Source organism: Plantimonas leprariae (genome assembly GCF_008802405.1).
GTDB classification, from domain to species: domain Bacteria; phylum Pseudomonadota; class Alphaproteobacteria; order Rhizobiales; family Rhizobiaceae; genus Plantimonas; species Plantimonas leprariae.
Window position 1 is genome coordinate 95,276 of sequence record NZ_VZDO01000003.1, and the last position, 22,141, is coordinate 117,416.

At 69.1% G+C, this 22,141-nt stretch carries 25 protein-coding genes; 18 read left to right on the forward strand and 7 right to left on the reverse strand.

What is annotated here, in order from left to right:
• Positions 1 to 14: 14 nt before the first annotated feature.
• The 6 genes from F6X38_RS05085 to F6X38_RS05110 all read left to right on the forward strand — a co-directional run bounded on the left by F6X38_RS05085 (position 15) and on the right by F6X38_RS05110 (position 3,834).
• Positions 15 to 482 (forward strand): GNAT family N-acetyltransferase, encoded by a 468-nt coding sequence (locus tag F6X38_RS05085; RefSeq protein WP_150968466.1) that lies wholly within the window; start codon positions 15 to 17, stop codon positions 480 to 482.
• 154 nt (positions 483 to 636) lie between these two features.
• Complete coding sequence (gene sdhC / locus F6X38_RS05090) at positions 637 to 1,035, forward strand: succinate dehydrogenase, cytochrome b556 subunit (RefSeq protein WP_150968467.1); 399 nt, start codon at positions 637 to 639, stop codon at positions 1,033 to 1,035.
• 15 nt (positions 1,036 to 1,050) lie between these two features.
• A complete protein-coding gene (gene sdhD, locus F6X38_RS05095; protein ID WP_150968468.1) occupies positions 1,051 to 1,431 on the forward strand; it encodes a succinate dehydrogenase, hydrophobic membrane anchor protein in 381 nt (126 codons plus the stop codon).
• Positions 1,432 to 1,435: 4 nt separating this feature from the next.
• The gene (sdhA, locus tag F6X38_RS05100; protein ID WP_150968469.1) at positions 1,436 to 3,283 is read left to right on the forward strand and encodes a succinate dehydrogenase flavoprotein subunit; all 1,848 of its coding nucleotides are present in this window, start codon (positions 1,436 to 1,438) and stop codon (positions 3,281 to 3,283) included.
• Positions 3,284 to 3,314: 31 nt separating this feature from the next.
• Positions 3,315 to 3,596 carry a BrnT family toxin gene (locus tag F6X38_RS05105; protein ID WP_150968470.1) on the forward strand — a complete coding sequence of 94 codons (282 nt, stop codon included), beginning with the start codon at positions 3,315 to 3,317 and terminating at the stop codon, positions 3,594 to 3,596.
• Between the two features lie 7 nt (positions 3,597 to 3,603).
• Positions 3,604 to 3,834: a BrnA antitoxin family protein gene (locus F6X38_RS05110; RefSeq protein ID WP_202617934.1), complete on the forward strand. Its 231-nt coding sequence runs from the start codon at positions 3,604 to 3,606 to the stop codon at positions 3,832 to 3,834.
• An 11-nt stretch (positions 3,835 to 3,845) separates the two neighbouring features.
• On the opposite strand, the gene F6X38_RS05115 is transcribed toward F6X38_RS05110, so the two are convergent.
• Together F6X38_RS05115 and ade are read right to left on the reverse strand one after the other, a co-directional pair.
• The gene (locus F6X38_RS05115; RefSeq protein ID WP_246191208.1) at positions 3,846 to 5,279 is read right to left on the reverse strand and encodes an aspartate aminotransferase family protein; all 1,434 of its coding nucleotides are present in this window, start codon (positions 5,277 to 5,279) and stop codon (positions 3,846 to 3,848) included.
• A 66-nt stretch (positions 5,280 to 5,345) separates the two neighbouring features.
• Positions 5,346 to 7,061: an adenine deaminase gene (gene ade, locus F6X38_RS05120; RefSeq protein ID WP_150968472.1), complete on the reverse strand. Its 1,716-nt coding sequence runs from the start codon at positions 7,059 to 7,061 to the stop codon at positions 5,346 to 5,348.
• A gap of 165 nt (positions 7,062 to 7,226) precedes the next feature.
• On the opposite strand from ade, the gene F6X38_RS05125 reads away from it, so the two are divergent.
• Positions 7,227 to 8,006 (forward strand): succinate dehydrogenase iron-sulfur subunit, encoded by a 780-nt coding sequence (locus F6X38_RS05125; protein ID WP_150968473.1) that lies wholly within the window; start codon positions 7,227 to 7,229, stop codon positions 8,004 to 8,006.
• A gap of 3 nt (positions 8,007 to 8,009) precedes the next feature.
• Here F6X38_RS05125 and F6X38_RS05130 read toward each other — a convergent pair whose 3' ends face one another.
• Positions 8,010 to 8,711 carry an SDR family oxidoreductase gene (locus F6X38_RS05130; protein ID WP_150968474.1) on the reverse strand — a complete coding sequence of 234 codons (702 nt, stop codon included), beginning with the start codon at positions 8,709 to 8,711 and terminating at the stop codon, positions 8,010 to 8,012.
• Between the two features lie 74 nt (positions 8,712 to 8,785).
• Between F6X38_RS05130 and F6X38_RS05135 the strand changes: the two genes are divergently transcribed.
• From F6X38_RS05135 to lepB, 10 genes are all read left to right on the forward strand, one after another.
• On the forward strand, positions 8,786 to 11,014 hold the full coding sequence (locus F6X38_RS05135) for a primosomal protein N' (protein ID WP_150968475.1): 2,229 nt from the start codon (positions 8,786 to 8,788) through the stop codon (positions 11,012 to 11,014).
• A gap of 40 nt (positions 11,015 to 11,054) precedes the next feature.
• Positions 11,055 to 11,282 (forward strand): hypothetical protein, encoded by a 228-nt coding sequence (locus F6X38_RS05140; protein ID WP_150968476.1) that lies wholly within the window; start codon positions 11,055 to 11,057, stop codon positions 11,280 to 11,282.
• Positions 11,279 to 11,587: a type II toxin-antitoxin system RelE/ParE family toxin gene (locus F6X38_RS05145; RefSeq protein WP_150968477.1), complete on the forward strand. Its 309-nt coding sequence runs from the start codon at positions 11,279 to 11,281 to the stop codon at positions 11,585 to 11,587. The genes F6X38_RS05140 and F6X38_RS05145 overlap by 4 nt, the downstream gene beginning before the upstream one ends.
• A 52-nt stretch (positions 11,588 to 11,639) precedes the next feature.
• Positions 11,640 to 12,035, forward strand: coding sequence for an AGROH133_08824 family phage infection protein (locus F6X38_RS05150; protein ID WP_150968479.1), 396 nt, complete (start codon positions 11,640 to 11,642; stop codon positions 12,033 to 12,035).
• A 205-nt stretch (positions 12,036 to 12,240) separates the two neighbouring features.
• Positions 12,241 to 12,801, forward strand: coding sequence for a F0F1 ATP synthase subunit delta (locus F6X38_RS05155; protein ID WP_150968481.1), 561 nt, complete (start codon positions 12,241 to 12,243; stop codon positions 12,799 to 12,801).
• The gene (gene atpA, locus F6X38_RS05160; protein WP_150968483.1) at positions 12,801 to 14,330 is read left to right on the forward strand and encodes a F0F1 ATP synthase subunit alpha; all 1,530 of its coding nucleotides are present in this window, start codon (positions 12,801 to 12,803) and stop codon (positions 14,328 to 14,330) included. The genes F6X38_RS05155 and atpA overlap by 1 nt, the downstream gene beginning before the upstream one ends.
• A 33-nt stretch (positions 14,331 to 14,363) precedes the next feature.
• Entirely contained in the window at positions 14,364 to 15,260 is an 897-nt protein-coding gene (locus F6X38_RS05165; protein ID WP_150968485.1) for a F0F1 ATP synthase subunit gamma, read from the forward strand.
• A gap of 22 nt (positions 15,261 to 15,282) precedes the next feature.
• On the forward strand, positions 15,283 to 16,734 hold the full coding sequence (gene atpD / locus F6X38_RS05170) for a F0F1 ATP synthase subunit beta (protein WP_150968487.1): 1,452 nt from the start codon (positions 15,283 to 15,285) through the stop codon (positions 16,732 to 16,734).
• 3 nt (positions 16,735 to 16,737) lie between these two features.
• Entirely contained in the window at positions 16,738 to 17,142 is a 405-nt protein-coding gene (locus F6X38_RS05175; protein WP_150968489.1) for a F0F1 ATP synthase subunit epsilon, read from the forward strand.
• Positions 17,143 to 17,155: 13 nt separating this feature from the next.
• Positions 17,156 to 17,866 carry a signal peptidase I gene (gene lepB / locus F6X38_RS05180; RefSeq protein ID WP_161992625.1) on the forward strand — a complete coding sequence of 237 codons (711 nt, stop codon included), beginning with the start codon at positions 17,156 to 17,158 and terminating at the stop codon, positions 17,864 to 17,866.
• Between the two features lie 5 nt (positions 17,867 to 17,871).
• Here lepB and F6X38_RS05185 read toward each other — a convergent pair whose 3' ends face one another.
• Both F6X38_RS05185 and F6X38_RS05190 read right to left on the reverse strand, forming a co-directional pair.
• The gene (locus F6X38_RS05185; protein ID WP_150968493.1) at positions 17,872 to 18,390 is read right to left on the reverse strand and encodes an RNA pyrophosphohydrolase; all 519 of its coding nucleotides are present in this window, start codon (positions 18,388 to 18,390) and stop codon (positions 17,872 to 17,874) included.
• A 73-nt stretch (positions 18,391 to 18,463) separates the two neighbouring features.
• A complete protein-coding gene (locus F6X38_RS05190; protein ID WP_150968495.1) occupies positions 18,464 to 19,327 on the reverse strand; it encodes an SDR family oxidoreductase in 864 nt (287 codons plus the stop codon).
• Between the two features lie 95 nt (positions 19,328 to 19,422).
• On the opposite strand from F6X38_RS05190, the gene F6X38_RS05195 reads away from it, so the two are divergent.
• Positions 19,423 to 19,800 carry a winged helix-turn-helix transcriptional regulator gene (locus F6X38_RS05195; RefSeq protein ID WP_150968497.1) on the forward strand — a complete coding sequence of 126 codons (378 nt, stop codon included), beginning with the start codon at positions 19,423 to 19,425 and terminating at the stop codon, positions 19,798 to 19,800.
• 16 nt (positions 19,801 to 19,816) lie between these two features.
• On the opposite strand, the gene F6X38_RS05200 is transcribed toward F6X38_RS05195, so the two are convergent.
• Complete coding sequence (locus tag F6X38_RS05200) at positions 19,817 to 20,764, reverse strand: aminoglycoside phosphotransferase family protein (protein ID WP_150968766.1); 948 nt, start codon at positions 20,762 to 20,764, stop codon at positions 19,817 to 19,819.
• 68 nt (positions 20,765 to 20,832) lie between these two features.
• The gene (locus F6X38_RS05205) at positions 20,833 to 22,062 is read right to left on the reverse strand and encodes a divergent polysaccharide deacetylase family protein (RefSeq protein ID WP_150968499.1); all 1,230 of its coding nucleotides are present in this window, start codon (positions 22,060 to 22,062) and stop codon (positions 20,833 to 20,835) included.
• Between the last annotated feature and the right edge of the window lie 79 nt (positions 22,063 to 22,141).

Consider the following 22,141-nt stretch of genomic DNA (forward strand, 5'->3'; position numbering starts at 1 on the left):
GGAAGGGATGGGCCATGGAACCGCTGCCGCATCCCGACATCGAGATCAGGCTTCTCCGGCTGAAGGACGCCCGCGAGTTCGCGCCGCTGATCGCGAACTACAACCAGGCGATGTTCCGCGGCGCGCCGGGCGCGCCGGACAAGGTCTATGCCGAGCAGCTGCTGCAGGACCGCACGGCCGAGGTGCTGGGCGCGCGGCTCGACGGCGCGCTGGTCGGCTTCCTGATGTTCTACGACCTGCCCGATCCCTGGACCGGCATGCGCTCGGGCCTTGCCGAGCACATCTACGTCCACCACACGCATCGGCGGAAGGGCATCGCGCGGGCGATGGTCGACCTTCTCGCCGAGGAGGCCGACACGCGGGGATGGTCGAAGCTGGTGCTGCACGCGCCGCGCGGCTCGGCCGCGAACCGGCAGTTCTACGACCGGATCGCGGTTCCGGCCGACTGGTCGAGCTACGTCATCCGCTTCATCGAGCGCTGAACGCGGCCGGCGCGACGTGCTAATCGATTTTGGGGCGGGGCGCGCTCCTTTGACCGATTCCAGGCTCTTGCATTCGCGCCGCCGATGACCTCTTAACCTCGGATCGGGAAACCGCCGCGGCACGATCTTCGCGGCGGACCCGAAGGAGTCGCCGATGTCCGATGCCGCACCCACCAAGGTCGTGCGCCCGCTGTCCCCGCACCTGACCGTCTACCGGTTCCAACCGACCATGGCGATGTCGATCCTGCATCGCATCACCGGCGCGGCGCTCTACTTCGGCACGGTGCTCGTCGTCTGGTGGCTGGTCGCGGCGGCGAGCGGCCCGGCCGCCTTCGGCTGGGCGGCGTGGTTCTTCGGCTCCATCCTCGGGCGGCTCGTGCTGTTCGGCTATTCGTGGGCGCTGATCCACCACATGCTCGGCGGCATCCGGCACTTCGTCTGGGACACCGGCCACGGGCTCCAGAAGGAGACCTCCACCAAGCTCGCGCTCGCCAACCTCGCCGGCTCGATCCTCCTCACGCTGATCCTCTGGATCGTCGTCGCAGCGCTCTGAAACGGAACCATCGTCATGGCCAAGATGCGCACCGATCTCTCGCGCGCCCGCGGCACCGGCGCGACGGGCACCGGCACCGACCACTTCTGGCAGCAGCGGCTGACGGGCATCGCGAACGTCGTGCTCCTGACCTCGTTCGTGATCCTCCTCGTCCATCTGCACGACAAGGACTACGCCACGGTCCGCGCCGCCTTCCACAACCCGCTCGTCGGCATCGTGATGGCGCTGACGATCGTCTCCGCCACCGTGCACATGCGGCTCGGCATGCAGACGATCATCGAGGACTACGCGCACGGCCATACGCGCCTGCCGATGCAGATCCTCTCGAACTTCTTCGCGATCGTGGTCGCCGTGGCGAGCCTCTTCGCGATCCTGAAACTGAGCTTCGGAGCGTAAGGTCATGAGCAACGCGACCGAGACCGGCCAGCCGCTCCGCACCGCGCCGGCGCAGAACGGCAAGGCCTACGAGTTCGTCGACCACACATTCGACGTCGTGGTGGTGGGCGCGGGCGGCGCGGGGCTTCGCGCGACGCTCGGGGCGGCGCAGGCCGGGCTTCGCACCGCCTGCATCACCAAGGTCTTCCCGACGCGCTCGCACACGGTCGCCGCGCAAGGCGGCGTCGCCGCCTCGCTCGGCAACATGGGCAAGGACGACTGGCGCTGGCACATGTACGACACCGTGAAGGGGTCGGACTGGCTCGGCGACCAGGACGCGATCGAGTATCTGGTGCGCGAGGCCCCGGCCGCCGTCTACGAGCTGGAGCACTTCGGCGTGCCGTTCTCGCGCACCGAGGACGGGCGCATCTACCAGCGGCCGTTCGGCGGCATGACGACGGAGTTCGGCGAGGGGCCGGCCGCGCAGCGCACCTGCGCCGCCGCCGACCGCACCGGCCACGCGATCCTCCACACGCTCTACGGCCAGTCGCTCCGCTATTCCTCGGAATTCTTCATCGAGTTCTTCGCGATCGACCTGATCATGGACGAGGAGGGCGCCTGCCGCGGCGTCGTCGCGCTCTCGATGGACGACGGCTCGATCCACCGCTTCCGGGCGAAGAAGACGATTCTGGCCACCGGCGGCTACGGCCGCGCCTATTTCTCGGCGACCTCCGCCCACACCTGCACCGGCGACGGCAACGCTATGGTGCTGCGCGCGGGGCTGCCCTTGCAGGACATGGAGTTCGTGCAGTTCCACCCGACCGGCATCTACGGCGCGGGCTGCCTGATCACGGAAGGCGCGCGCGGCGAAGGCGGCTATCTGACGAACTCGGAAGGCGAGCGCTTCATGGAGCGCTACGCGCCCTCCGCCAAGGACCTCGCCAGCCGCGACGTCGTCTCGCGCTCGATGACGATGGAGATCCGCGACGGGCGCGGGGTCGGCAAGAACAAGGACCACATCTTCCTGCACCTCGACCATCTCGACCCGAAGATCCTGCACGAGCGGCTGCCGGGCATCTCGGAATCGGCGCGGATCTTCGCGGGGGTCGACGTGACGCGGGAGCCGATCCCGGTGCTGCCGACGGTGCACTACAACATGGGCGGCATCCCGACGAACTATCACGGCGAGGTGCTTACCAAGAAGAACGGCGACCCGGACGCCGTGGTGCCCGGCCTGATGGCGGTCGGCGAGGCGGCCTGCGTCTCCGTCCACGGCGCGAACCGGCTCGGAAGCAACTCGCTGATCGATCTCGTGGTGTTCGGCCGCGCGGCGGCGCTGCGCTGCGCCGAGACGGTGACGCCCGGACAAGGGCACGAGCCGCTGCCCGCGAACGCCGGCGAGAACTCGCTAGCACGCCTCGACCGCTTCCGTTACGCGAAGGGCTCGACGCCGACAGCGGTGCTGCGCGACCGGATGCAGCGCACCATGCAGTCGAACTGCGCCGTGTTCCGCACTGGCGAGGTGCTGGAAGAGGGCCACGGGAAGATCCACGAGGTCTGGCAGGGCTCGGAGGACGTCGGCGTGAAGGACCGCTCGCTGGTCTGGAACTCCGACCTCATCGAGACGATGGAATACGACAACCTCATCGCGCAGGCCGTGGTGACGATGGACTCGGCGCTGGCCCGGCAGGAATCGCGCGGCGCGCATGCCCGCGAGGACTTCCCCGAGCGCGACGACGGGAACTGGATGAAGCACACGCTCAGTTTTTGCGACGTGAGCGCGAAGACCGTGACGCTCGACGACCGCCCGGTGCACACCTACACGCTGTCGAACCAGATGGAGTACATCAAGCCGAAGAAGCGGGTGTATTGACGCTGCTTCCGGCGATGCAATCTTCCATGCGGTGAGGATCGAGTTCGATCCCGCCAAGAGCACGCGCAACGAAGCGGAGCGCGGCCTACCGTTCTCGATGGCGGAAGCGTTCGACTTCGCTTCGGCCATGACGCTGCGCGACGAGCGGAAGGACTATCCCGAGTCGCGCTTCGTGGCGACGGGATATATCGGCGACCGCTTGTTCGTGCTGTGCTACACTCCGATATCGGGCGGCATCCGGATCATTTCGTTTCGCAAGGCCAACTCTCGGGAGGTTCGCCGATATGAGCAGGAAACCTCTGACCGACGCTGACGGCGAGGTGCGCGAACTGACCCGCGAGGACATGGGGCGGATGCGGCCTTTCGCGGAAATGCATCCGGAACTTGCCGCCGCGATCGATGCGCGAAGGGTGCCGGCCGACCCGTCGCCGGCCGATAGCGTGAGCGTGCGCCTAGATCGCGTGATCGTCGAGCACTTCAAGGCCGGCGGGGCTGGCTGGCAAGCCCGCATCAACGAAGCGCTCAAGAACGCCATCCGCGATCAGGGCTAGAATTCTTCGCCCTACCCCGCCGCGCGGCGCGCCTTCATCGCGTGGTCGGCGAGGGTGCGGCCGAGGTCCCAGACCGCGCCCGGCACGCGGTGGCTTTCGGCGATCACCGCCTCGAAGCTCCGCTCGATCCAGTCGCAGTCGGCGTCCGTGATCACGAGCGACGGCAGGAGCTTCACGACGTGGCTCCGGTGGCCCGCGACCTGCGCCACGACCTTGTGTTCCTTGAACAGCGGGATGGTGACGAGCTGGCAGAACAGGCCGGCATTCACCGTTTCCAGGAGGCTCCACGCGGCGCGGAGCTTCAGCGAACGGGGCGCGCCGAACTCCAGGCCGATCATCAAGCCCCGGCCTCGCACGTCCTTGACCAGCTCGAACCGGTCGCGCATCGCTGTGAAGGCTGCGATCAGCCGCTCGCCGAACCGGGCGGCGTTCTCCACCAGCTTCTCCGCCTCGATCACGTGGAGCGTGGCGAGGCCGGCCGCCATGGCGAGGTCGTTCTTGGCGAAGGTCGAGCCGTGCACCACGGCGCGGTCCATGCGGTTGAACACCTTCTCGAAGATGCCCTTGCGCGCCAGCACCGCGCCGACCGGCACGTGCCCGCCGGACAGGGCTTTCGCAAGGAGCACCATGTCCGGCTCGACGCCCCAGTGCTCGCTGGCGAGGAATCGCCCGGTGCGGCCGAGCCCGGTCTGGATCTCGTCGGCGACGAACAGCGTGCCGTGGCGCCGGCAGAGCGCCGCGGCCTCGCGCAGGTAATCGTCGGACGGCACGTGGACGCCCTTGCCCTGGATCGGCTCGACGATGAAGGCCGCGACGTCGCGGCGGGCGAGCGCCCGTTCCAGCGCGGCGAGGTCGTCGAAGGGGACGGTTCCGCAGGACGGCAGCAGCGGCCCGAAGCCGTCGCGGAAGATCGCGTCGCCGTTCAGCGACAGCGCGCCGTAGGTGAGGCCGTGGAAGGCGTGGTCGCAGCAGAGGATGCCGGGCCGGCCGGTGGCGGAACGCGCGAACTTCACCGCCGCCTCCACGGCCTCCGCACCGGAATTGGCGAAGAACACCTTGTCGAGATAGGGCGCGTTGCCGAGGAGCTTCTCGGCGAGAAGGCCGGCCAGCACCGAGACGTCCATCTGGACGAGGTTCGCCATGTCGGTATCGAGCACCTGCCGGAGCGCCGCGCGGAGCGTCGGATGGTTGCGCCCGACGCCGAACACGCCCCAGCCGCTCAAGCAGTCGAGGTAGCGCGCGCCGTCCCGGTCGAAGAGGTACTGCCCCCGCCCCTCGCGGAAGCCGACGTCGTAGCCGATCGTCTGCAGCATCCTGACCATCATCTCGTTCAGATGGCCGGCGTGGAGCGAATAGCGCTCGCTCTCGCGCGCGGCGACGAGCGCCGCGAGATCGAACGCGGCCGGACCCGCTGCGCCCGTTTCGTCCATCCCGACCGTCCGCATGCGACGCAACTCCCCCAGACGCGCACCGTGCGCGCCAAGCATATACGGTCCAAAGGGAATTTCTATTCAGGCGGCGACGAGTTCGAAGCGGTCGACGTCGACGAGACCCCGGTCGGTGATCTTCAGGTGCGGGATCACCGGCAGCGGCAGGAAGGCGACCTGCAGGAAAGGCTCCGGCAGTACGACGCCGAGGCTTTTCGCCGCGGACCTGAGTTCGAGCAATGTCGCGGTGATCGCCTCGTACGGCTGCAGGCTCATCAGTCCGGCGACGGGAAGCGCGATCGAGGCGAGCACCCGGCCGCCCTCCGCCACGACGAAGCCGCCCTCCATCTCGCCGAGCGCGTTGACCGCCACCGCCATGTCGGCCTCGCTGGCGCCCACCACGGTGATGTTGTGCGAGTCGTGCCCGACCGAGGAGGCGATCGCGCCGCGTTGCATCCCGAAGCCGTGGACGAAGCCGACGCCGACATTGCCGTTCACGCCATGACGCTCCACCACCGCGACCTTCACGGCGTCCTGGGAGAGGTCGACCCGCCGCTCGCCATTGTCGTAGGGAAGCTGCATGTCGTGGCGGAGCGTGATGATCTTGCCCGGCACGACGCCGATCACCGGCGTCGACGGGCCGGAGCCGGGTGCGCGGAAGTCGTCCGCCGAGACGCGCCGCGCCTTGACGCTGTCGCGCCCGATCGGCTCGACCGGGATTCTGGCGGCGAAGAGCGCGTCGTCCACTATCCGTCCGCCCGCGATTACCGATGCGACCCGGCAATCGTCCAGATCGTCGAGGAGGACGAGGTCGGCGCGCATGCCTGGCGCGACGAGACCGCGGTCCCGCAGCCCGAAGGCGCGCGCCGCCGACCAGGATGCCGCGCGATAGGCCGCGAGCGGCGGGGCGCCCAGTCCGATCGCCGTGCGGATGATGAAGTCGAAATGCCCCTCCTCCGCGATGTCGAGCGGATTGCGGTCGTCGGTGCAGAAGGCGAGGAAGGGCGAGGTCCGCTCGGTGAGGACAGAGCTGAGGGCGTGAAGATCCTTCGAGACCGAGCCCTCGCGGATCAGCACGGTCATGCCTTTCCGAAGCTTCTCCATGGCCTCGTCCGCCGTCGTCGCCTCGTGCTCGGTGCGGATGCCAGCGGCGATGTAGCCGTTCAGCGCCTTGCCCCGCAGCAGCGGAGCGTGGCCGTCGATGTGTCGGCCGCGAAAGAGTTCGAGCTTCGCCAGCGCGCCCTCGTCGTGGCCGAGGACGCCGGGAAAGTTCATGAACTCGGCGAGGCCGAGGGTCTTCGGGTGATCCATGAAGGGCGTGAGATCGGCGGCGGCGATGCGCGCGCCGGAGGTCTCCAAATGGTCGGTCGCGGGGACGCAGGAGGAAAGCTGGACGTAGAGGTCCATCGCCATGGTTTCCGCGTTCGCCAGGAACCAGTCGAAGGCGGGGGTCCCGAGCACGTTCGCCATCTCGTGCGGGTCGCAGATGCCGGTGGTGACGCCGCGCGGCAGGACGCAGCGCTCGAACTCCTGCGGCGGCATCAGCGAGGACTCGACGTGGAAATGCGTGTCGACGAAGCCCGGCACGATCACCTTGCCGCTCGCATCGATCTCCCGCGCGCCGCGGTAGTCGGTCGAAAAGGTGCCGGCGATGCGGTCTCCCACCACGGCGACGTCGGAGGCGACGAACTCGCCCGTGACGAGGTCGAGGAAGCGGCCGTTCTTCAGGACGAGGTCGGCCGGCGCGCTGCCCTGCCCGGCGTCGATGGCGCGTTTCAGGAATTCCATCGTCTCGCTCATCGTCCGTCCTTCCGGCCGTTCGCCGTTCCGCGGGGCCTGCCGCGGAAACATACCGAAAGTTTCAACCGATTCGCGGCATGAGCTGCGTTTGTTTGACGCTTTCGTTTTGCGTTGCACCCTTCTATGTCAAGAACCGTTCCAAACTGACAGCCGGTCCAGCCCCCGATGGTCGAACTCACCCTTCCCAAGAATTCCCGCATCACCAAGGGGAAGACCTGGGAGAAACCGGCCGGCGCCGCGAAGCTGCGCGAGTTCGGCATCTATCGCTGGTCGCCGGACGATGCCGAGAACCCGCGGCTCGACACGTTCTTCGTCGACACCGAGGACTGCGGGCCGATGGTGCTCGACGCCCTGCTCTGGATCAAGAACAACGTCGACTCGACGCTGACGCTGCGCCGCTCGTGCCGCGAGGGCATCTGCGGCTCCTGCGCGATGAACATCGACGGTGCGAACACGCTCGCCTGCACGAAGGGCATGGACGAGATCAAAGGTACCATCAGGATCTATCCCCTGCCGCACATGCCGGTGATCAAGGATCTCGTGCCGGACCTGTCGGTGCCCTTCGCACAGCTCCGCTCCATCGAGCCCTGGCTGAAGACCGAGACGCCGGAGCCGGAAAAGGAATGGCGGCAGGCGCGCCAGGACCGCGAGAAGCTGGACGGGCTCTACGAGTGTATCCTGTGCTTCTGCTGCCAGACCTCCTGTCCCTCCTACTGGTGGAACGGCGAGAAGTATCTCGGCCCCGCGATCCTGCTCCAGGCCTATCGCTGGCTGATCGATTCGCGCGACGAGGCGACGGGCGACCGGCTGGACGCGCTGGAGGATCCGTTCAAGCTCTACCGCTGCCACACGATCATGAACTGCACGCAGGCCTGCCCGAAGGGTCTCAACCCGGCCAAAGCCATCGCCGAGGTGAAGAAGATGATGGTGGAACGGCGGGTCTGATCGTCAGACCGAGCGCGTGATGCCGCCGTCGATGCGGATGTTCTGGCCGGTGATGTAGGACGACTTGTCGGAGGCGAGGAAGGCGATCAGCTCCGCCACCTCGGCGACCCGGCCGTAGCGCCGCATCGGGATCTGGTGCACCCGTTCCTCGTTCGCCGGGAAGCTGTCGATGAAGCCCGGCAGGACGTTGTTCATGCGGATGCCGGCCTCGGCATGCTTGTCGGCGAAGAGCTTGGCGAAGGAGGCGAGCCCGGCGCGGAACACGGCGGAGGTCGGAAAGGCGGGGTCCGGCTCGAAGGCGGCGTAGGTCGAGACGTTGACGATGGAACCGGCCTTCTGCGCCTCCATCGCGGGTAGGACGAGCCGGGCGGCGCGGATCATCGGCAGGAGATAGGTGTCGAGCCCCTCGTGCCAGTCGGCGTCGGAAAGGCCGGCGAGCGCGCCACGTGGCCCATGGCCGGCGCTGTTGACCAGCGCGTCGATCCGACCCCAGCGCTCCAGCGCCCCGTCGATCAGCTTGGAGATGTCGGCATCGGAGCGGTTCGTGCCGGTGACGCCGAAGCCGCCGAGTTCGCGCCCCAACGCTTCGCCCTTGCCGGACGAGGACAGGATTCCCACCTCGAAGCCGTCCTCGCGCAGCTTGCGCGCGGCCTCGGCGCCCATGCCGCTGCCTCCGCCGACGATCAGGGCGACCTTGAGGGGCATTTCCTTCTCCCTTTGTTCTGGTATGAGGGGTTCGTGTCAGCGGCACTTCGGCAACTAGGCCAGGCGAGCGCGACGTGAACATCGAGACGAAACCGCCCTCCTTCGCCGACGACCTGTTCGGTCCGGCCCGCATCGTGCCGGTGCTGGTGCCGCTGCCGACCGAGCGGCCCTATTCCTACGTCGTGCCGGAGGGGATGCAGGTGGAGCCGGGCTCGATCGTGCAGGTGCCGCTCGGGCCCCGGCAGGTGGCCGGGGTCGTGTGGGACGAGCCGGATGGCGGGCCGCCGGAGGCAACGCTCGACCCGAAGAAGCTGAGACCCATCGTCCATGCTTTCGACTGCCCGCCGCTTTCCGCCGACATGCGGCGCTTCGTCGACTGGGTGGCGGACTACACGCTGTCGCCGACCGGCCTCGTGGTGCGGATGGCGCTGCGCGCCCCTTCCGCCTTCGACCCGGAACCGTGGATCGAAGGCCTGGCGCTGTCCGGCACCCGGCCGACGAAGCTGACCGCGGCGCGCGAGCGCGTGCTGGACGTCGCCGGAAAGAGCGAAAGCTGGTCGCGCTCGGGACTGGCGAAGGCGGCCGGCGTCACTTCGTCCGTCGTGGACGGCCTCGCGAAGCTCGGAGCCTTCAACACCGTGCGCATTCCGCCGCCGCCGGTGGTGGCCGCGCCGGACACGGGCCACGAGCGCGCGCGCCTCTCGGCTGCGCAGGTCGCCGCCGCCGAGCCGCTGAAAGCCTCCGTCGCGGCGGGCGGCTTCTCGGTGACACTGCTCGAAGGCGTCACGGGATCAGGCAAGACCGAGGTCTATTTCGAGGCGGTGGCGGCGGCGCTGGATGCGGGCAAGCAGGTTCTCATCCTCTTGCCGGAGATCGCGCTGACGCAGAGCTTCATCGACCGGTTCGGGCAGCGTTTCGGCACCGAGCCGGCACAATGGCATTCGGACCTGCCCCCGAAGACGCGCGAGCGCGTCTGGCGGCAGGTGGCGGAGGGCCGGGTGCGGGTCGTCGCCGGCGCGCGCTCGGCGCTGTTCCTGCCGTTCCGCGAACTCGGCCTTCTCGTCGTCGACGAGGAGCACGACCCCGCCTACAAGCAGGAGGACCGCACCTTCTACCATGCGCGCGACATGGGGGTGGTGCGCGCTCGGATCGGCGGCTTTCCGGCCGTGCTCGCCTCCGCGACGCCTTCGTTGGAGTCGCGGGTGAACGCCAAAGCCAGCCGCTACGCGCACCTGAAGCTCGCCAGCCGCTTCCGCGAGGCGGCACTGCCGGACCTCGAACTCGTCGACATGCGCAACCACCCGCCGGAGAAGGGGCGCTTCGTTTCGCCGGTGCTCATCGCGGCGATCCGCGACACCGTGCTCAGAGGCGAGCAGGCGCTGCTGTTCCTCAACCGCCGCGGCTACGCGCCGCTGACGCTCTGCCGCTCCTGCGGCCACCGCATCCAGTGCGCCGACTGCTCGACTTGGCTCGTCGACCACCGGCTGCGCGGCGTGCTCCAGTGCCACCATTGCGGCTTCGCGCGCCCGCGCCCGCAAAGCTGCCCGGAATGCGGTACGTTCGACCACATGGTCGCCTGCGGCCCCGGCGTCGAGCGCATCGCCGAGGAGATGCTGGAGACGTTTCCGGACGCGCGCACGATCCTCCTCTCGTCCGACCTCGTCGGCGGCCCGAAGCGGCTCCGGCGCGAGCTCGACGCGGTGGCGGACGGGCAGGCCGACATCGTGATCGGCACGCAACTGGTGGCGAAAGGCCACCACTTCCCGAAGATGACGCTGGTCGGCGCGGTCGACGCCGATCTCGGCCTCGCCAACGGCGACCCGCGCGCCGCCGAGCGCACCTTCCAGCTCCTGCATCAGGTGACAGGCCGCGCCGGGCGCTCCGGCCTCGCCAGCCGCGGGCTGATCCAGACCTTCCAACCGGAGCATCCGGTGATGCAGGCGATCGCGTCCGGTTCAGCGGAGCGGTTCTACGAGCGGGAAGCGGCGGAGCGCGAGCGGGCGGGGCTGCCGCCCTTCGGCCGCCTCGCCGCGCTGATCGTCTCGGCCGACACGCGGCGCGAGGCGGAGGACCATGCGCGGGCGCTGCGCCGCGCCGCGCCGCCGGACGATGCGGTGGAGGTGCTGGGGCCTGCCGAAGCGCCGCTCGCCTTGGTGCGCGGCCGGCACCGCTTCCGCCTTCTCGTGATGGGCGGACGGCAGGCGCGCATCCAGGCGTTCCTGCGCGCGACCCTGGCCGAGGCCCCGGCCCCGCGCGGCTCGGTGCACGTCCAGGTCGACATCGACCCGCAGAGCTTCTTGTGAGGCCTTCCCTAGCAAGCGGCAGGCGCGCATATTCGCGGCCATGAACGCGCTTCTGGAAATCGCCATCGAACAGGTCCGCGCCCTGCCTCCCGAGCGGCAGGAGGAGATCGCGCAGGTCCTCCTCGAAATGGCCGCGACGGACGAGGACGTCTACGTGCTGACGCCGGCGGAAAAGGCATCGCTTGCAGCTTCGATCGCTCAGGCGGAGCGCGGCGAGTTCGCGTCCGACGAGGAAGTGGAAGCGATCTGGGCGAAGCATAGCGGTTGAGACTTCGTTTCACTCCGCCTGCTCTCGCCGAGATCGATGAGATCCTGACCGGCATCGGGAGCCGGTCGCCGCGAGGTGCCGGCAAGGTGCGCGATCGACTCGAAAAGATCGCGGACTCCTTGCGGGACCATCCGTATCTCGGACAAGCGACCGATATTCAGCCGGTTCGACGCCTCGGCCTCCAGCCTTACCCGTACATCCTGTTCTACCGGATCGGCGAGACTGAAGTCGTCATCGTCGGCATCCGCCATGCGGCCCGCGATCCGGGATCGATGCCGGGAGGGGAGAACACGGATTTACCGTGAGGACGCTTCGCTGTAGGGACCGCTGCCCCTAGCCAGCCGGAACCTGCCGCCGATGGAATTCGCCCTGCCCGAGACCAATGCCGACTGGCTGCCGTTCGTCGCCGGGGCGGTGACGCTGCTGGTCGGCCTCGTCGGCCTGTTCGCGCCGAAGCTGCTCCTGCGCATCCTGAAGCTGCAGGCGCTGCCGGTGCGCCCCGAGGCGGTGGCGGAGGGGCGCTCCACCATCGGCGGCTTCTATATCGGTACCGGCCTGATGACGGTGCTGCTCTTCGACCAGCCGGTGGTGCAGATCATGCTCGGGGGCGCCTGGGCGCTGGCGGCCTTCGGGCGGCTTGTCTCGATCCTGTCCGACAAGGGCGGCACCGTCTTCAATGCGGCAGCGCTCGTCCTGCAGCTCGCGCTTGCCGCGATGCCGCTCGCGAGCGCGTTCGGACTCGTTCCGAACTGAAGGAGCCGCCCCCGGATTCGCGGCGAAAGCATGGCCGCGCGCCGTTGATAGGCCGAAAACCCTATGCTAGAGGGTCCCTGCCCCTGACCAGGGACAGCCGGCGACGACACCAATCGGCTGGGAGGATCATCGAACGGTTTCAGCGATTTGCGGCCCATCATCGCCGCCGAATCCTGGCCTTGAGCGAGAAGAGAAGCGCGTCGACGTGGCCCAATCATCCTCTCCGGTCTCCGGAGTCGCAGAACGCTACGCCCTGTCCCTGTTCGAGCTCGCCCGCGACGAGGGCCAGATCGACACCGTCGAATCCGAGCTGAACCAGTTCGCCAGGCTGATCGAGGAAGACGCCGATTTCCGGCACTTCGTGACGAGCCCCCTCCACTCCTCCGAGAGTCAGGTCGCCGCCGTTTCCGCGATCGTGAACGAGGTGCGGCCCAGCCCGCTCACCGGCAATTTCCTGAAGGTCGTCGCGGCGAACCGCCGGCTCTTCGCCCTTTCCGGCATGATCCGCGGCTTCCGCCAGATGGCGGCCGCGCATCGCGGCGAAGTGGAAGCCGAGGTCACCTCCGCCCACGCGCTCGACGACGACCAGCGCCGGCAGCTCGCCGAGACGCTCGGATCCTACGCCAAGAAGACCGTCACCATGCGCGAAAGCGTCGATCCCGCGATCCTCGGCGGCCTGATCGTCAAGATCGGCTCCCGGCAGATCGACACGTCGCTGCGCACCAAACTCAATTCGCTGAAGCTCGCGCTGAAAGAGGCCCGCTGATGGAAATCCGCGCCGCGGAAATCTCCGCAATCCTGAAGAACCAGATCAAGAACTTCGGCTCGGAAGCGGAAGTCTCGGAAGTCGGCACGGTGCTTTCGGTCGGCGACGGCATCGCCCGCGTCTACGGTCTCGACAACTGCCAGGCCGGCGAGATGGTCGAGTTCCCCGGCGGCGTGCAGGGCATGGCGCTGAACCTCGAACACGACAATGTCGGCGTCGTCGTGTTCGGCTCCGACCGCGAGATCAAGGAAGGCGATACGGTGCGCCGCACCGGCGCCATCGTGGAAGTGCCGGTCGGCAAGGGCCTGCTCGGGCGCGTGGTCGACGGTCTCGGCAACCCGATCGACGGCAAGGGCCCGATCGAGGGCGCCGAGCGCCGCCGCGTCGACGTGAAGGCGCCGGGCATCATCCCGCGGAAGAGCGTGCACGAGCCGATGTCGACGGGTCTGAAGGCCATCGACGCGCTGATCCCGATCGGCCGCGGCCAGCGCGAGCTCGTCATCGGCGACCGCCAGACCGGCAAGACCGCGATCCTGCTCGACACCTTCCTCAACCAGAAGCCCGGCCACGACGCCGGCGAAGAGAAGGAGCGGCTCTACTGCATCTACGTCGCGGTCGGGCAGAAGCGCTCCACCGTCGCGCAGTTCGTCCGCACGCTGGAGGAGCGCGGCGCGATGGCCTATTCCATCGTCGTCGCCGCGACCGCCTCGGATCCCGCGCCGATGCAGTACATCGCGCCCTTCACCGGCTGCGCGATGGGCGAGTTCTTCCGCGACAACGGCATGCACGCCGTGATCGCCTACGACGACCTGTCGAAGCAGGCCGTCGCCTACCGCCAGATGTCGCTGCTGCTCCGCCGTCCGCCGGGCCGCGAGGCCTATCCGGGCGACGTGTTCTACCTGCATTCGCGCCTCTTGGAGCGCGCGGCGAAGCTGAACGACGACCTCGGCGCCGGCTCGCTGACCGCCCTCCCCGTCATCGAGACGCAGGCGAACGACGTGTCCGCCTACATCCCGACCAACGTGATCTCGATCACCGACGGCCAGATCTTCCTCGAAACCAACCTGTTCTACCAGGGCATCCGCCCGGCGGTGAACGTCGGCCTGTCGGTGTCGCGCGTCGGCTCCGCCGCCCAGATCAAGGCGATGAAGCAGGTGGCCGGCTCGATCAAGGGCGAGCTCGCGCAGTACCGCGAGATGGCCGCCTTCGCGCAGTTCGGCTCGGACCTCGACGCGGCGACGCAGCGCCTCCTCAACCGCGGCGCGCGCCTCACCGAGCTCCTGAAGCAGCCGCAGTTCTCGCCGCTGAAGACCGAGGAGCAGGTGGCGGTGATCTTCGCGGGCACGCAGGGCTATCTCGACAAGCTGCAGGTGAACCAGGTCGGCGCCTTCGAGCAGGGACTGCTCTCGTCGCTGCGCACGGAGCACAAGGACATCCTCGACACCATCGCCCGCGAGAAGCAGCTTTCCGACGACACGAGGGCCAAGCTGAAGTCGGCGCTGGATTCCTTCGCGAAGTCCTTCGCTTAAAACCCCAACGAAGACACCGGAGAACAGCCACCGATGCCTTCGCTGAAGGACCTGCGCAACCGCATCGCCTCCGTGAAGGCGACGCAGAAGATCACCAAGGCCATGCAGATGGTCGCGGCGGCGAAACTCCGCCGCGCGCAGGAGGCGGCGGAAGCGGCGCGGCCCTATTCGGACCGCCTGGCCTCGGTGATCGCCAACATCTCGACCGCCGCCGAGGGCGACGCGCCGCCGCTGATGGCGGGGACGGGCAAGGAAGACAGGCACCTCCTCGTCGTCTTCACCTCCGACCGAGGCCTCGCGGGCGGCTTCAACGCGCAGATCGCGCGTCTGGCGCGCGAGCACATCCGCCGGCTGGAGAGCGAGGGCAGGACGGTCAAGCTCATGACCGTCGGCCGCAAGGGCTACGACATCCTGCGCCGCGACCACGGCGCGAAGATCGTCGACCGCGTGGAACTGCGCGACGTGAAGCAGGTCGGCTTCGCGAACGCCGAGGAGATCGCCGAGAAGGTGATCGAGCGCTACGCGGCGGGCGAGTTCGATGTCGCGACGATCTTCTTCTCCGAGTTCAAGAACGTCATCACGCAGGTCCCGACCGCGCGCCGCGTCATCCCGGCCGTGGCGGCGGAAGGGACGGGCGAGCGGAAGCCCGAAGCGCAGCAGCCTGAGGGCGCCAACTACGTCTACGAATACGAGCCGGAACCGGCCGAGATCCTCGCCGACCTCGCGCCCCGCAACGTCAAGGTGCAGGTGCTGCGCGCGCTGCTCGAGAACGCCGCCTCCGAGCAGGGCGCCCGGATGAGCGCGATGGATTCGGCGACGCGCAACGCCGGCGAGATGATCAGCCGCCTGACGATCAGCTACAACCGTCAGCGCCAGGCGCAGATCACGACCGAACTCATCGAAATCATCGCGGGCGCGGAAGCGCTCTGACGAGAGGCAGGAGAACCTCCCCATGTCCGACACGAACACCGCTCCGCATCTCAAGGGCCGCGTCGCGCAGGTCATCGGCGCCGTCGTCGACGTCGAGTTCGACGAGCATCTGCCGCCGATCCTGAACGCGCTGGAAACGAACAACAACGGCAACCGGCTGGTGCTGGAAGTCGCCCAGCATCTCGGCGAGAACACCGTCCGCACCATCGCGATGGACCTCTCGGAAGGTCTGGTGCGCGGCCAGGAAGTCTTCGACACCGGCGCGCCGATCGAGGTGCCGGTCGGCGACGGCACGCTCGGCCGCATCATGAATGTCATCGGCGAGCCGATCGACGAGGTCGGCCCGATCCAGTTCGAATCGAAGCGCGCCATCCACCAGCCAGCGCCGCCCTATATCGAGCAGTCGCCGGAATCGCAGATTCTCGTCACCGGCATCAAGGTTATTGACCTTCTCGCTCCCTACGCGCGCGGCGGCAAGATCGGCCTGTTCGGCGGCGCCGGCGTCGGCAAGACCGTCTTGATCCAGGAACTCATCAACAACGTCGCGAAGGCGCACGGCGGCTATTCCGTCTTCGCCGGCGTCGGCGAGCGCACCCGCGAGGGCAACGATCTCTACCACGAGATGATCGAGTCGGGCGTGAACAAGGACCCGCACGAGCACAACGGCTCGGCGGCGGGCTCCAAGGCCGCGCTCGTCTACGGGCAGATGAATGAGCCGCCGGGCGCCAGAGCCCGCGTCGCGCTGACCGGCCTCACCATCGCCGAGCACTTCCGCGACCAGGGCCAGGACGTCTTGTTCTTCGTCGACAACATCTTCCGCTTCACGCAGGCCGGCTCGGAAGTGTCGGCGCTCCTCGGTCGCATCCCCTCGGCGGTGGGCTACCAGCCGACGCTCGCCACCGACATGGGCGCGATGCAGGAGCGCATCACCACCACCACCAAGGGCTCGATCACCTCGGTGCAGGCGATCTACGTGCCGGCCGACGACCTGACCGACCCGGCGCCGGCGACGTCCTTCGCCCACCTGGATGCCACGACCGTGCTCAACCGCGCGATCTCCGAAAAGGGCATCTACCCGGCGGTGGATCCGCTCGACTCCACCTCGCGCATGCTGTCGCCGATGATCCTCGGCGAGGAGCACTACCAGGTCGCGCGGCAGGTGCAGCAGACGCTGCAGCGCTACAAGTCGCTGCAGGACATAATCGCCATCCTCGGCATGGACGAGCTGTCGGAAGAGGACAAGCTGACGGTCGCGCGCGCCCGGAAGGTGGAACGCTTCCTCAGCCAGCCCTTCTTCGTCGCCGAGGTCTTCACCGGCTCGCCCGGCCAGCTCGTGCCGCTGGAGGACACGATCAAGAGCTTCAAGGGCCTCGTCGCCGGCGAGTACGACCACCTGCCGGAAGCCGCCTTCTACATGGTCGGCGGCATCGACATGGCGATCGAGAAGGCCAAGAAGCTGGCGGACGCCGCGTAAGCGATGGCCGACAGCTTTCCCTTCGAGCTCGTTTCGCCCGAGCGCCTGCTCGTCTCGGAAGCCGTCACGGCGGTCGTCGCGCCGGCGTCCGAGGGCTACATGACGGTGATGGCGCGGCACGCGCCGCTGATGGCGACGCTGCGGCCCGGCGTCGTCGTGGCGACGCTCGCCTCCGGTTCGGAGCGAAAGTTCTTCGTGCAAGGCGGCTTCGCCGACATCTCGCCGGACGGCTTCACGCTGCTCGCCGAGCACGCGACGCCGGTCGAGGAACTCGACGCCGCCAAGCTCGACCAGAACATCCGCGACGCCGAGGAGGATGTCGCGGACGCGAAGGACGATGAGACGAAGCGCAAGGCGGAGCGCCGGCTCGCCGACCTTCGCGATGCGCGGGCCGCCCTCGGGCTCTGAGACCGTTCGCGGAATGCGGCGGCCGGGAATCGCGGCGCGGCGCCTCCTCCTGTCGCTGGCCTTCCTCCCTGCGACCGGCGTTCCGCCCGCCTTCGCGTTCAGGAACCTCAGCATACCCTCGACCTCAATGCTGCCGACGCTCGGCGTCGGCGACATCGTGACGGCGGAGTTCTACGGCGTCGACTACGCCGCGCTCGCCGCCGGCAAGCCGTTCGATCCGAAGGCGGGCGAGAAGCCGGATTTCCAGCCGCAGCGCGGCGACATCGTGGCCTTTCAGCTTGCCGGCCAACCCGTCTTCGTCAAGCGCATCGTCGGGCTCGGCGGCGACCGTGTGCAGATGCGGGGCGGACGCCTGTTCCTCAACGGCACCGCCGTCGCGGCCGCACCGATCGGGGCGATCGAGGCGGGATGCCCGGAAAGGGCCGTTTCCTGCACCTTCTTCCGCGAGACGCTGCCGGAAGGCGCGAACTACGTCACCGTCGACATGCAAGCCGATTCTCCCGGCGACGACACCGAGGAATTCCTGGTGCCGCCGGACCGGTTCTTCATGCTGGGCGACAACCGCGACAACTCGAACGACAGCCGTTTCGGAACGAGCGACTTCGGAATGTTCGGCACCGTGCCCCGCAGCGCGCTGATCGGCCGGATCGCGCGGATCGTCGCCAGCCCGCGGAGCGAGCCGCCTGCCGCCGAACGGCTGCAGGGCTTTCCGAACGCGAAGTAGGCGGCCTACACCAGCTCGAAGCGGCGGAAAGCCCCGATCACCGTCTCGTAGACGGCGCGCTTGAACGGCACGACGCCGCTCAGCACCTCGTCCATCGGCCGCCAGGCCCATTCGTCGAACTCGGCCGAATGGCCGCCGGGCGGCGGGTCGATACGGATCTCGCTTTCGGCTCCCTCGAAGCGGAAGGCGAACCACTTCTGCTTCTGGCCGCGATAACGGCCCTTCAGCGCGATGCCGACGAGTTCGGGCGGCAGCTCGTAGGTGACCCAGTCGGGGCTTGTCCCCAGCAGCGACACGGTCTCGATGCCGGTTTCCTCGAAGAGCTCGCGCCGGGCGGCGGCGAGCGGGTCCTCGTCGTCGTCGATGCCGCCCTGCGGCATCTGCCAGAGCGCCGCCGCGCCCGCCATCTCGCCCTTCGGCTCGACGAGGCGCCGGCCGACCCAGACATTCCCCTCCCCGTTCAGTACCATGATGCCGACGCAGGGGCGATAGGGCAGGTTCTCGAAGTCGATCGGCGCGGTCATGGAGCGGGTCCGGTGGCGGTTCGCCAGCGGTTATCGCGCGCGGGGCGCCAAAGGCAACCGCCGGCGGCCGCCTTCAGCCGGCGGCCTTCACCGCCGCCTCGACCGTTTGCGGCATCGGCGTCGTCGGTCGGCCGATGAGGCGGCTGAGCGTGCGGCTGCTGTCGTGGAGCGCGCCGCCGCGCGCCGCCTCGTCCGCATCGGCGAGGATCGCGGCGAAGCCCTCCGGCAGGCCGGCGGACACGAGGACTTCCTTGTAGTCGGCTTCGGAAAGGTCGCGGTAGGCGATCTCCTTGCCCGCACGGCGCGACAGCTCCGCGGCGAACTCGGCATAGGTGTAGCCGTCATCGCCGGCGAGCTCGTAGACCTTGCCGGCCTGGTCGTCGGCCGTCAGCACCTTCGCGGCGGCGGCAGCGTAGTCGGCGCGCGTTGCCGAGGAGAAGCGGCCCTCGCCGGCCGCGCCGACCATCGCGCCATGCTCCAGCACCGGCTTGAGGGCCATCAGGTGGTTCTCCGTGTACCAGCCGTTGCGCAGGATCGCCGCCGGCAGGCCGGAGCCCCCGATCGCGGCTTCCGTCGCCTTGTGCTCCTCCGCGAGCTGCGCCGGCGTCGTGTCGGCGTGGAGGATGCTCGTATAGGCGAGGAGTTCGACGCCGGCCGCCTTCGCCGCATCGATCGCGGCCTGGTGCTGCGGCACGCGGACGCCGACCGCGCTGGACGAGATGAGCAGCACGCGGCGCACGCCCTCGAACGCGGTTCGGAGCGTTTCCGGCCGGTCGTAATCGGCCTCGCGCACCTCGACGCCCTTCGCGGCGAGGTCGGCGGCCTTGGCGGGATCGCGCACGGCGGCGACGATCCGGCCGGCGGGCACGCCGCTCTCCAGCAGTTCGGCGACGACGAGGCGACCGAGCTGGCCGGTGGCTGCGGTTACGGCATACATGCGGTTCGATCTCCTGTCCGCGCCGAGTGGCGTGCGGCGTCGATACGCCTCGCGCTTACGTTTGATAAGTACGCACGTTCGGGTAAGTATGCGTCATGAGCACGATCAACACCGTTCCTCCGATCGCCGACCGCCTGCGGCGCGGCGATGTCTTCGAGCCCGAATGCCGGTCGCGGCAAGTGATGCGGCACGTCACCTCGAGCTGGGGCGTCCTGATCCTGATCGCCCTGCAGGACGGCACGATGCGCTTCAGCACGCTTCGGCGGCGCGTCTCGGGGGTCAGCGAGCGGATGCTGGCCCAGACGCTGCGCTGGCTGGAGGAGGACCGGCTGGTGGTTCGGCGCTCCTACGACGTCGTGCCGCCGCACACCGACTACACGCTCACCGCCCTCGGACGGGAAGCGGCCGAGAAGGTCGCCGCGCTGGCCGACTGGATCGAGACCCGCATGCCGGAGATCGACGCCGGGCGCTAAGCCGGCGACGGGACGGTTACGGTCGCGCCTGTCGCGTGGGCACGGCGGTCGCCGTCGCCGCGGGCCGGCGGAGTTCCCGGTGCTCGGCGAGGACGCGGTCGATCACGCGCCAGGACCGGTCCGCTTCGCGCTGGTTGGCATCCTGTCCGGCTGCGGTGATCAGCGCCTTCCAGAGCGCCCAGCCGCGTCCCCGCGCCCATGTCTCGCTGTCGAGCGCCAAAGCCTCGCGGAACGCCTGGCGACCCGTCCCGGAAAACGTCGTCCAGGCGATCGGGAGATCCGAGGCGGGGTCGCCGACGCCGGACGATCCGAAGTCGATGACGGCGGCGAGTTCGCCGCCCTGCACGAGGAGATTGCCCCAGGCGATATCGCCGTGGACCCAGACCGGCGTCCTTTCCCACCGCGACGCGAGCGCCGCTTCCCAGACCTCGGCAGCCGCCGCATGGTCGATACGGTCGTGGAGCGCGGCCAGCGCGACCCGGGCTTCGGCGTCGTAGACGGCGAGGTCGCCGCCGCGGTGGAAGTTGTGGTCGCCCGCCCGCGGGCCGTCCGCCGCGTCGATGCGGTGCAGCGCCCGGAGGAAGCCAGCAACGTCCCGCGCGAACCGGGCCGGGTCGGCGACCGTGTCCTCCGTCGCCGGCTCGCCGTCCAGCCAGCGGTAGATCGACCAGGACCAGGGATAGTTCTCGCCCGGCGCGCCCCGCGCCAACGGCGCGGGGATCGGCAGCGGCAGATGCGGGGCGAGCCGCGGCAGCCAGCGCTGCTCCTTCTCGACCTGTGGGACATAGCCGGCCGCGCTCGGCAGACGGACGGACATCGTGTTGCCGAGCCGGAACGTCCGGTTGTCCCAGCCGCCGGGCTCCACCGGCTCGACCGGCAGGTGCGCCCATGCCGGAAACTGCGCGGCCACCAACCGGCGCACGAGGGTTGCGTCGACGACCGGACTCTGCGTTTCGCGCGACATGCCCCGGTTGATAGGCTGCGCAGGCGACGCTGCCAACCCGGCGCCTTCCGAGGCAGGCGCTATCCCGCCTATTGCGCTTCCGGGTCGTCGGCGAGGGCGGAGACGGGCACGACCTTGATGCCGCGCGCTTCCGCCTCGCTCATCCAAGCGGCGATGGCGGCGACCGACATGTCGAAGGCGGAGGCGACGCCGATCGCCTGGCCCTTGGCGCGCGCGGCGCGCTCCAGCGTGTCGAGCCGCTTGCGGATCTCGGCCGGGTCCTGGGTGGTATCGAGCACCACGTCGGCGCCGGCATAGACGCCGCCGGCCTCGCGGGCCGCGGACTTCGCCAGGCTGCGCGCCGAGGTGCCGTCGTCGAGATAGAGGAGGCCGCGCCGGGACAGCTCGGCGGCGAGCGCGCGCATCGCCGGCTCGTCGCCGGTGAGCCGGGCGCCCATGTAGTTCGCGACGCCGACATAGTTGGTCAGCCGGCCGAGCGCCCAGCGCAGATCGTCGAAGCGCCCGGCGGCGGCATCGCCGGCGGTGAGCGTGTGCTCGCCCGGCGAGACGTTCGGATAGCCGACCGGCTCCATCGGGAGCTGCAGCAGCAGCTCGTGGCCGGCGTGCCGGGCTTCCCGCATCCAGCGCTCCAGGCTGTTGCCGGCCGGCGCGAAGGCGAGCGTCACGGCGGGATCGAGCTCGCGGACGGCCTTCATCGTGCCGGTCTGCGAGATGCCGAGGCCTCCGACCACGATCGCGACGCGGGTGCCGAGATCGCTCGCCGGCGCGATGCTGTAAACGTCGAAAGGCCGGCGCCCGTCGGCGGCGCGGATGGGCAGCAGGCCTTCTGCGCCGTGCTCCAGGAGCGCCGCGTCGGGCTCGGCGGCTTCGCTGGCCGCCTGGCGCAGCGAGCCCGGGTCGCGCATCGAAAGCGCCTTGCCGTAGCCGCCTTCAGCGCCCGGCGGATAGACGATCGTCGGTGCGTCGGGATCGGCGGCAGCGACGGCCGCATCGTCGGCTCCGGCGCTGGTGCGCCCGAGCGGCTGCAGCGGCGCGGCGGTGACGGCGGGTCCGGCGGCCGGAGGGGAAGCGGGCGGCGGGTTCGCCGCGGCGACCGCGAGCGGCTCCGGCGGTGCCGGATGCGTCGCGAACACGTCCACGTCGCGAAAGCGCGGCTGCGTCAGGCTGACGGCGAGCGACCCGCCGACGAGGAGCGCGAAACAAAGCGTGCCGGCCAGCGCCGGTATGGCCGAGCGGCCGCGGCGCCGTGGCTTGCGGCGGCCGAGATCGAGCCCCAGCGGTCGGTAGAGCGTGTCCATGCGGGACGGGACGCTAACCGGCGAAGCTGATCCGTGGCTCAAGCCAAAAAAAACCCCGGCGCGGTCGGCGGCCCAGCCG

What these genes read in the sequence shown, in the direction of transcription:
- F6X38_RS05190 (WP_150968495.1), bottom strand. Translation starts at nt 19,327, where the DNA reads ATGTATGCCGTAACCGCAGCCACCGGCCAGCTCGGTCGCCTCGTCGTC.
- sdhA (WP_150968469.1), top strand. Translation starts at nt 1,436, where the DNA reads ATGAGCAACGCGACCGAGACCGGCCAGCCGCTCCGCACCGCGCCGGCG.
- F6X38_RS05085 (WP_150968466.1), top strand. Translation starts at nt 15, where the DNA reads ATGGAACCGCTGCCGCATCCCGACATCGAGATCAGGCTTCTCCGGCTG.
- sdhD (WP_150968468.1), top strand. Translation starts at nt 1,051, where the DNA reads ATGGCCAAGATGCGCACCGATCTCTCGCGCGCCCGCGGCACCGGCGCG.
- F6X38_RS05130 (WP_150968474.1), bottom strand. Translation starts at nt 8,711, where the DNA reads ATGCCCCTCAAGGTCGCCCTGATCGTCGGCGGAGGCAGCGGCATGGGC.
- F6X38_RS05115 (WP_246191208.1), bottom strand. Translation starts at nt 5,279, where the DNA reads ATGCGGACGGTCGGGATGGACGAAACGGGCGCAGCGGGTCCGGCCGCG.
- sdhC (WP_150968467.1), top strand. Translation starts at nt 637, where the DNA reads ATGTCCGATGCCGCACCCACCAAGGTCGTGCGCCCGCTGTCCCCGCAC.
- F6X38_RS05205 (WP_150968499.1), bottom strand. Translation starts at nt 22,062, where the DNA reads ATGGACACGCTCTACCGACCGCTGGGGCTCGATCTCGGCCGCCGCAAG.
- F6X38_RS05195 (WP_150968497.1), top strand. Translation starts at nt 19,423, where the DNA reads ATGAGCACGATCAACACCGTTCCTCCGATCGCCGACCGCCTGCGGCGC.
- F6X38_RS05185 (WP_150968493.1), bottom strand. Translation starts at nt 18,390, where the DNA reads ATGACCGCGCCGATCGACTTCGAGAACCTGCCCTATCGCCCCTGCGTC.
- atpA (WP_150968483.1), top strand. Translation starts at nt 12,801, where the DNA reads ATGGAAATCCGCGCCGCGGAAATCTCCGCAATCCTGAAGAACCAGATC.
- F6X38_RS05140 (WP_150968476.1), top strand. Translation starts at nt 11,055, where the DNA reads ATGAACGCGCTTCTGGAAATCGCCATCGAACAGGTCCGCGCCCTGCCT.
- F6X38_RS05200 (WP_150968766.1), bottom strand. Translation starts at nt 20,764, where the DNA reads ATGTCGCGCGAAACGCAGAGTCCGGTCGTCGACGCAACCCTCGTGCGC.
- atpD (WP_150968487.1), top strand. Translation starts at nt 15,283, where the DNA reads ATGTCCGACACGAACACCGCTCCGCATCTCAAGGGCCGCGTCGCGCAG.
- F6X38_RS05150 (WP_150968479.1), top strand. Translation starts at nt 11,640, where the DNA reads ATGGAATTCGCCCTGCCCGAGACCAATGCCGACTGGCTGCCGTTCGTC.
- F6X38_RS05165 (WP_150968485.1), top strand. Translation starts at nt 14,364, where the DNA reads ATGCCTTCGCTGAAGGACCTGCGCAACCGCATCGCCTCCGTGAAGGCG.
- ade (WP_150968472.1), bottom strand. Translation starts at nt 7,061, where the DNA reads ATGAGCGAGACGATGGAATTCCTGAAACGCGCCATCGACGCCGGGCAG.
- F6X38_RS05125 (WP_150968473.1), top strand. Translation starts at nt 7,227, where the DNA reads ATGGTCGAACTCACCCTTCCCAAGAATTCCCGCATCACCAAGGGGAAG.
- F6X38_RS05175 (WP_150968489.1), top strand. Translation starts at nt 16,738, where the DNA reads ATGGCCGACAGCTTTCCCTTCGAGCTCGTTTCGCCCGAGCGCCTGCTC.
- lepB (WP_161992625.1), top strand. Translation starts at nt 17,156, where the DNA reads ATGCGGCGGCCGGGAATCGCGGCGCGGCGCCTCCTCCTGTCGCTGGCC.